We start from the raw sequence: 622 nt of genomic DNA, 5'->3' as shown, positions 1-622 counted from the left end.
ATCAATTCTGGTGAATCAAACCCAAGTGATGTTATTAATAAACATACAGATAATGGCGTGGATGTAGCATTTGAAGTAGCTGGTGTAGCACCAACACTTAAATCTGCTATAGACGTTACTAAAGCAAGAGGTACTGTCGTTATAGTGTCTATATTTGGTCATCCTATTGAATGGAATCCAATGCAATTAACTAATACAGGTGTAAAACTTACTTCAACGATTGCTTATACACCTACTACATTTCAACAAACAATAGATTTAATTAATGAAGGTAATTTAAAAGTTAAAGATGTTATTACTGATGAAATAGAGCTAGATAATATTGTGGAGTCAGGATTTGAACAACTTGTAAACGATAAATCACAAGCAAAAATTCTCGTTAAATTATAATATAGATTATAAAAACTAATGAAAGGAGAATCTCTAATTTGAAGATTCTCCTTTCATTAGTTTTCTTTCTGTGATTATTTGTTTTTACTACTTCATTTTTATTATTCTATAAACAGTAGACCTGCTAACACCTGTTTGCTTCGCAATTTCTTCACCCGTATGTTTTTGTTCATCATATAAGAACTTGATTTCTCTTTTCTTGTGGTCAGGTAATGAAGGGCGACCACCTTTT

Annotated in this window: 2 protein-coding genes; one reads left to right on the top strand and one right to left on the bottom strand. The window is 31.2% G+C overall.

The window, feature by feature from the left end:
* Positions 1-390: zinc-binding dehydrogenase (locus CD129_RS00125; protein ID WP_144436996.1), on the top strand; the 390-nt coding region annotated here is incomplete at its 5' end.
* An 87-nt stretch (positions 391-477) separates the two neighbouring features.
* Here the strand turns inward: CD129_RS00125 and CD129_RS00120 are convergent.
* A partial coding sequence (locus CD129_RS00120; protein ID WP_126577717.1) for a helix-turn-helix domain-containing protein occupies positions 478-622 on the bottom strand: 145 nt, incomplete at its 5' end.

This window comes from Mammaliicoccus fleurettii (assembly GCF_003970575.1).
In the GTDB taxonomy this organism is placed as follows: Bacteria; Bacillota; Bacilli; order Staphylococcales; family Staphylococcaceae; genus Mammaliicoccus; species Mammaliicoccus fleurettii.
The sequence above is the reverse complement of the archived record's forward strand: the minus strand, read 5'-3'. Positions and strand labels throughout refer to the sequence as shown.